The organism is Mesorhizobium sp. M7A.F.Ca.CA.004.12.1.1, assembly GCF_003997835.1.
Taxonomy (GTDB): domain Bacteria; phylum Pseudomonadota; class Alphaproteobacteria; order Rhizobiales; family Rhizobiaceae; genus Mesorhizobium.
Genome location: NZ_RZRK01000370.1, coordinates 1 through 5,901, shown reverse-complemented (window position 1 = coordinate 5,901; position 5,901 = coordinate 1). Strand labels below are relative to the sequence as shown.

5 protein-coding genes and 1 pseudogene are annotated in these 5,901 nt (G+C 62.6%); all 6 read right to left on the bottom strand.

Annotated elements, in window-relative coordinates:
- The coding region (locus EN984_RS19625; protein WP_127383888.1) for a putative 2-aminoethylphosphonate ABC transporter substrate-binding protein at positions 1-874 on the bottom strand (874 nt) is incomplete at its 3' end.
- Between the two features lie 253 nt (positions 875-1,127).
- Positions 1,128-1,271 (bottom strand): hypothetical protein, encoded by a 144-nt coding sequence (locus tag EN984_RS38235; RefSeq protein WP_164750876.1) that lies wholly within the window; start codon positions 1,269-1,271, stop codon positions 1,128-1,130.
- A gap of 2 nt (positions 1,272-1,273) precedes the next feature.
- Entirely contained in the window at positions 1,274-2,632 is a 1,359-nt protein-coding gene (locus tag EN984_RS19620) for an aspartate aminotransferase family protein (protein ID WP_127266990.1), read from the bottom strand.
- A gap of 72 nt (positions 2,633-2,704) precedes the next feature.
- The gene (gene phnY, locus EN984_RS19615) at positions 2,705-4,162 is read right to left on the bottom strand and encodes a phosphonoacetaldehyde dehydrogenase (protein ID WP_127266989.1); all 1,458 of its coding nucleotides are present in this window, start codon (positions 4,160-4,162) and stop codon (positions 2,705-2,707) included.
- 51 nt (positions 4,163-4,213) lie between these two features.
- A complete protein-coding gene (phnA, locus tag EN984_RS19610; RefSeq protein ID WP_127266988.1) occupies positions 4,214-5,473 on the bottom strand; it encodes a phosphonoacetate hydrolase in 1,260 nt (419 codons plus the stop codon).
- A 24-nt stretch (positions 5,474-5,497) separates the two neighbouring features.
- A pseudogene (locus EN984_RS19605) lies at positions 5,498-5,901 on the bottom strand (2-aminoethylphosphonate--pyruvate transaminase); the annotation flags it as partial.

Genomic DNA, 5,901 nt, shown 5'->3' with positions numbered 1-5,901 from the left:
TAGCCAGAACCGCATAACCTACATTGTACATCTCGTTGGCCTCCTTGCTGATCGACCAGTCGAGCAGCGTTTTGGCGGCTTCGAGATTTTTCGTTCCCGCAACGATCGCGGATGCCTCCATGTCCCAGCCGATGCCTTCGGACGGGATGACGATATCGAGGGGAGCGCCCTCCTTCTTCGATTTCGCGGCGCGGAACTCGAACGAGATGCCGATTACGGTTTCACCGGCGGCGGCCATTTTGCACGGCTTCGAACCAGAATGCGTGTAGGCATCAATATTCTGATGCAGGGCATCCATATAGGCCCAACCATCCTTCTCGCCGAACAACTGCAGCCAGCTCGATACATCGAGGAAGCCGGTGCCGGACGAGGCCGGGTTCGGCATCACGATGTGACCCTTGTATTCCGGCTTGGTAAGATCTTTCCAGCTGGTCGGCTCGGCGAGGCCAAGCTTTTTGCCCTCCACGGTGTTGAAGCAGATCGAAGCCGCCCAGGCGTCCATGCCAACCCAGGCCGGTGGCGTGTCCTTGTCGACAAACTTCGGCTTGAGCAATTCGACGCCTTTTGGCGCGTAGGGCTCAAGCATGCCTTCGGTCTTCAGCACCAGAAGCGATGTAGCGGCAAGGCCCCAGACAACGTCGGCCTGCGGATTGTCCTTTTCGGCCAACAGCTTGGCGGTAACGACACCCGTGGAGTCGCGGACAAAGTTCAGTTTGATGTCGGGATGGCTCTTTGTGAAAGTCTCGGCGTAGCGGGCGAGATCTTCGGCTTCAATGGCGGTATAGACTGTCAGTTCGGAGGTTTCGGCAAAGGCGGCGGATGACATCAATGCCGCGGCGAAGGCCATTGCGATAGTTGCGTTGCGCGATTTCATGCTCAGTTCCCCTTTGATTGTTGGCACATTCTGCGATGCACTGTGACGATCGCGCCGGTGGACATTGCGGCCCTGTAGCGCTTGTGGATGTCGTCGTTGGGTCAACTCTGGGGATTGGTGATCGATAAGTAAAATCTATTTATTTTATGACAGGCAAACTTCTACTGATAGTCGTCATGGAACTGTCGCATGCCTGTTGCGGCCGCTATTTCGCGCTTGCGAAAGCCCACGATTGGCACGGAGACGGTTATGGTCAGCCGAACGAAACGCCCGTTGTCTGTGCCCGCAAACGCGGGTCGGACGAGCGGACAGTCACCACCAGATCGCCCCCCCTCGCCCGCAAGCCCGCGTCGATTTCGGGGCATTCGAGCTCGCGGTCGGTGCGCACGGCCTTCATGGTCAGGCCGCCAGCACGGCGGTCTCGAGGATGTCGAGCGCACGATCGAGATCAGCTTTCGAAATGACCAGCGGCGGCGACAGCGTCAGCACATTGCCCTGGCTGACCTTGAAGCTCAGCCCCTGCCCCAGGCAAGCATAGAAGACGCGTTCGGCGAGATCGCGCGCCGGCTCGCGCGTATCGCGATCCTCGACGAGCTCGACGCCGACCATCAGTCCCCTGCCCCTGACGTCGCCGACATGGGGCGAGCGCGCCATCAGGTGCTGCATACGCTCCAGCATGTGCCGGCCAAGTTCGGCCGCGCGTTCGACCAATCCTTCCTCCAGGATGATGTCGATCGTCGTCAGTGCGGCGCGGGTCGTCACCGGGTTCTTCTCGTGGGTGTAGTGGCCGATCGCGAAGCCACCGGTGACGTCGAGGTCGCGGCGCGCGATGACGGCGGCGATCGGCAGGATGCCGCCGCCGAGCGACTTGCCGAGGACGACGATGTCGGGCGTCACATCATCATGCTCGTGGGCGAAGAATTTTCCCGTCTTGCCCAGCCCGGTCGGGATCTCGTCGAAGATCAGCAGCGTGCCGTGCCGGTCGCAGGCTTCGCGAACCCGCTTCCAGAAACCGGGCGGCGGCGGGTTGGGCGTCGCCCGCATCGGTTCTGCGACGACCGCCGCCACGTCCTGTTCGCGGCCGAGCACATAGGCGATCATGTTGGCGCAAGCGAGCCCCGAGGTTTCGAGGGAATCGTGGCCATAGGGACAGCGATAGCCGTCCCAGGGTGCGACGTGCTCGGTGCCGGTCATCATCGGGCCTGATATGTGCGAGCGGAAGGTCGCCTCGCCGCCGACGCTTGCAGCGCCGAAGCCGGCCCCGTGGAACGCATCCCAGAACGACACCGTCTTGAAGCGGCCGGTCGCGGCGCGGGCGATCTTCAGCGCGACCTCGATGGCATCCGAACCACCGGTGGTGAACAGCACCTTGCCGAGATCGCCGGGCGCCAATGCCGCCAGCTTCTCCGCCAGCTCGACGGCGGGCTCGCAGGTAAAGCGGCGCGGCGCAAAGCAGAGCTCATCGAGCTGCTTTTTGATCGCCGTGACCAGCCTTGGATGGCCGTAGCCGAGGTGATGCACGCTGTTGCCGTGGAAATCCATGAAGCGGCGGCCAGCGGTGTCCTCGATCCAGATGCCTTGCGCCTTCGCGATGGTCGAAAGGCAGGGGCTGGACAGACTCTGGTGCATGAAGGCAGCCGCGTCGCGATCGAGCAAGCCGCGGATCCGCGGATCGTCCTGCCCGGCATCCCATCGGCCGCGAGCCGCTGTGGTGTTGGAATCGCCTTCGGTGTGCACAAGCTCTTTGATCGCGGCCATCATGGTCTCCGAAACGCGAATGAGGGAGCGGCGAACGCTCCCTCGGTTGTCTTATCCGTCAATGCCGCCCGGTCAGGACCAGGGCAGCGAAAATGTCTTCACATTGGTGTAGCTCTTCATCGCCTCGATGACGCCTTCCTTGTAGCCATTGCCCGAATCCTTGATGCCGCCGAAGGGCGACATCTCGATGCGGTAGCCCGGCACTTCCCAGATGTTGACGGTGCCGACCTGAAGGCCGGCGATGTATTTCTGCATGCGCGGAAAAGAGTTGGTGCAGACGCCCGACGACAGGCCGAAGGCGGTCGAGTTGGACAGTGCGATCAGCGCATCATCGTCGTCCGGCGCGCGAACGATCGGGATGATCGGGCCGAACGTCTCCTCCATCACCAATTCGGATGTGTGAGGAACGCGATCGACAACGATCGGCGGCAGCAACGCGCCCTGACGACCCGGATTGTAGAGGATTTCGGCGCCCTGCTCGGCGGCCATGTGGACGCGGGCTTCGAACAGCGCCGCCGCCTTCTCGTGCACGACGGTGCCAAGGTCGGTCGAGCGGTCCATCGGATCGCCGAAGCGGATTTTTTTCGCCCGCTCCAGCACCAGCGGCACGAAGCGGTCGGCGACGCTTTCCTGAACCAGGATGCGCTTGACCGCGGTGCAGCGCTGGCCGGAGTTCTTTGTCGCGCCGGCGACGGCCAGATCCGCGGCTCTGGCCAGATCCTCGTCGGAGAGATCGTTGAGGATGATCAGCGGGTCGTTGCCGCCGAGTTCCAGCACCTGGCGCTTGTAGCCGGCGGTGCGGGCGATCATCTTGCCGACCGGCACGCCGCCGGTGAAAGTGATCAGGTCGATATTGTCGTTGGTGATCATCTCGTTGCCGATGTCTGCGGGCCAGCCGGTCACCACCGACAGCATTTCGGGCGGCAGACCGGCTTCATAGAGAATGTCGGCCAGGAGAAGCGCCGTCATCGGCGTCAATTCGGTCGGCTTGACCACCACGCAATTGTTGGTGGCGATCGCCGGCGCCACCTTGTGCGAGACCATGTTGAGCGGGTGGTTGAACGGCGTGATCGCCGAGATCGCCTTCAACGGCTCGCGGGTGGTGAAGATCTTGCGCGCCTTGCCGTGCGGGGTGAGGTCGCAGGAGAAGATCTGGCCGTCATCCTGGATGCACATCTGCGCCGACAGCGTGAACACGTCATAGGCACGGCCGACCTCATAGAGCGAGTCCGTCTTGGAGATGCCGAGCTCGAGCGTGATGAGATCGGAGATTTCTTCGCGGCGCGACGCCAATGCCTCGGCGGCGCGGAACAGGATCTGCTGACGCTCGTAGCGCGTCAGCTTCGATTTGTAGCTGGCGGCGATCTCGAATGCTTTTCGCGCGTGCTCGGCACGCCCGGCCGGCACGGTGCCGATAACGGTGTCGTTCCAGGGGTAGCGCACCTCGACGACGCCGTCGGCATCAACTTTCTTGCCGGCAATGCGCATCGGCTCGTGGCGGACTTTGATGGAAGGGTCGAGTTTGGTCATGGGTTCTGCTCCAGCAGATTCTTGGGTACGTCGCGGGGTCGACACTAGCGCTCAGCCCGCCAGTGCCGCCGCCATTGTGGCGTAGTAAAAGGCGTCGAAGTTTCTCAACACAGGTTCATCAGGCAATTCCGGCAGCACACGATTGACGATGAACGGCACCTCCTGCTCGGTCAGCCCACCATGCGACCGTAGCGGTTCGTTCAGAGCCGCCAGGTCATGGCGATGTTCTGAGGTGCCGATCGTCTTGTTCTCGGTCGAGATCAGCACGATGTCGCCGATGCGATCTGCCGGCAGCTCAAAGCGCTCGCACGCCGTCGGGCTGTCGACGACCAGCATGATGCCGTCGATCTTCGCCAGCCGGGCCATGATGCCGGCCTGATCTGCGCCATCAGGCAGATAGGCGGTGGCAAACGAGCCGAGCGCGCCGTGATGCACGACATAGGGGTCGGTGATCGGCAGGATGACGCGGGCGGCGTCCTTGCCCAGCCACTCGTCGAGAAGGTCCTGGACATAGACGACGTCGGGCGAACCGTCCGCCTTGTGCTTGGGCTTCATGCCATGGTCGGCGGTGACGACGATCGCCGCGCCAAGCGCATCAAGCTCGGTCAGGTATTTGTCGAACATCTCGTAGAAGGCGTTGGCCTGCGGCACGCCCGGCGCGTATTTGTGCTGCACATAGTCTGTGGTCGTCAGGTACATGATGTCGGGACGGAACTCCTTCAGCAGCTGCACACCGGCGGCAAAGACGAATTCCGACAGTTCGGCCGAATAGACCTCCGGCACGGGCAGCCCAAAATGTTTCGAGGCATTGTCGATGCCGTGCTCGGCCCTGGTGGTGGTGTCGGATTTTTCCGCCGAAAAGCACAGCGCGCGGCCTTCATCGAAGGCAAGGCCCTTGCCAAGCAAGGCACGCAGCTTGTCCTTGGCGGTGACCACGGCGACCTTGGCGCCGGCATCGTAGAAGGCCTGGAAAATGGTCGGCGCGCGCAGGAAGCGCGGGTCATTCATCATCACTTCCTTGCCGGTCTCGCGCTCATAGAGATAGTTGCCGCAGATGCCGTGCACCGACGGTGGCCTTCCTGTGGCGATCGACAGATTGTTGGGGTTGGTGAAGCTCGGAATGACAGAGTGCGCAAAACGTACGGTGCCCTTCTGCTTGATCCTGACCAGCGCCGGCATCAACCCGGCCTCGATCGCCTCATCGAGATAGGCCGGCTCGCAGCCGTCAAGGCAGATGGCGATGGCCGGCACACGCGGCCAGGCGTAGGTGCGGCCGTTGACCGCGACGTTGATGGGAGACATCTGGTTCATCTGATATCCTCGAGATCGGCCGCTTCAGGCGGCGAGTTTGGCGCGTTCGGCGAGTGCCGCGGCGGGTGGAGCGGCGGTGTCGACGCCCATTTCATGAAGCGAGAAGGCCGCCGCCTCGACGACGCGGCGCATGACATGTTCGTCCATCTGGCCGATGCAGCCGACGCGGAAGCTATCGACGGCGGTCAGCTTGCCCGGATAGATGATGAAGCCCTTGTCCTTCATCAGATCGTAGAAGCGGTCGAAGGCGAAACTGGCATGGGCCGGGTTGAAGAAGGTGACGATGATCGGCGACAGCCAGCGATCCCCGAGCAGTGTCTCGAAACCGAGGTCGCGCATGCCGGCCACCATGACGTCGCGGTTCCTCGTATAGCGAGCGCCACGGCCGGCGACGCCGCCTTCGGCCTCGTGCTGGCGCAGTGCTTCGA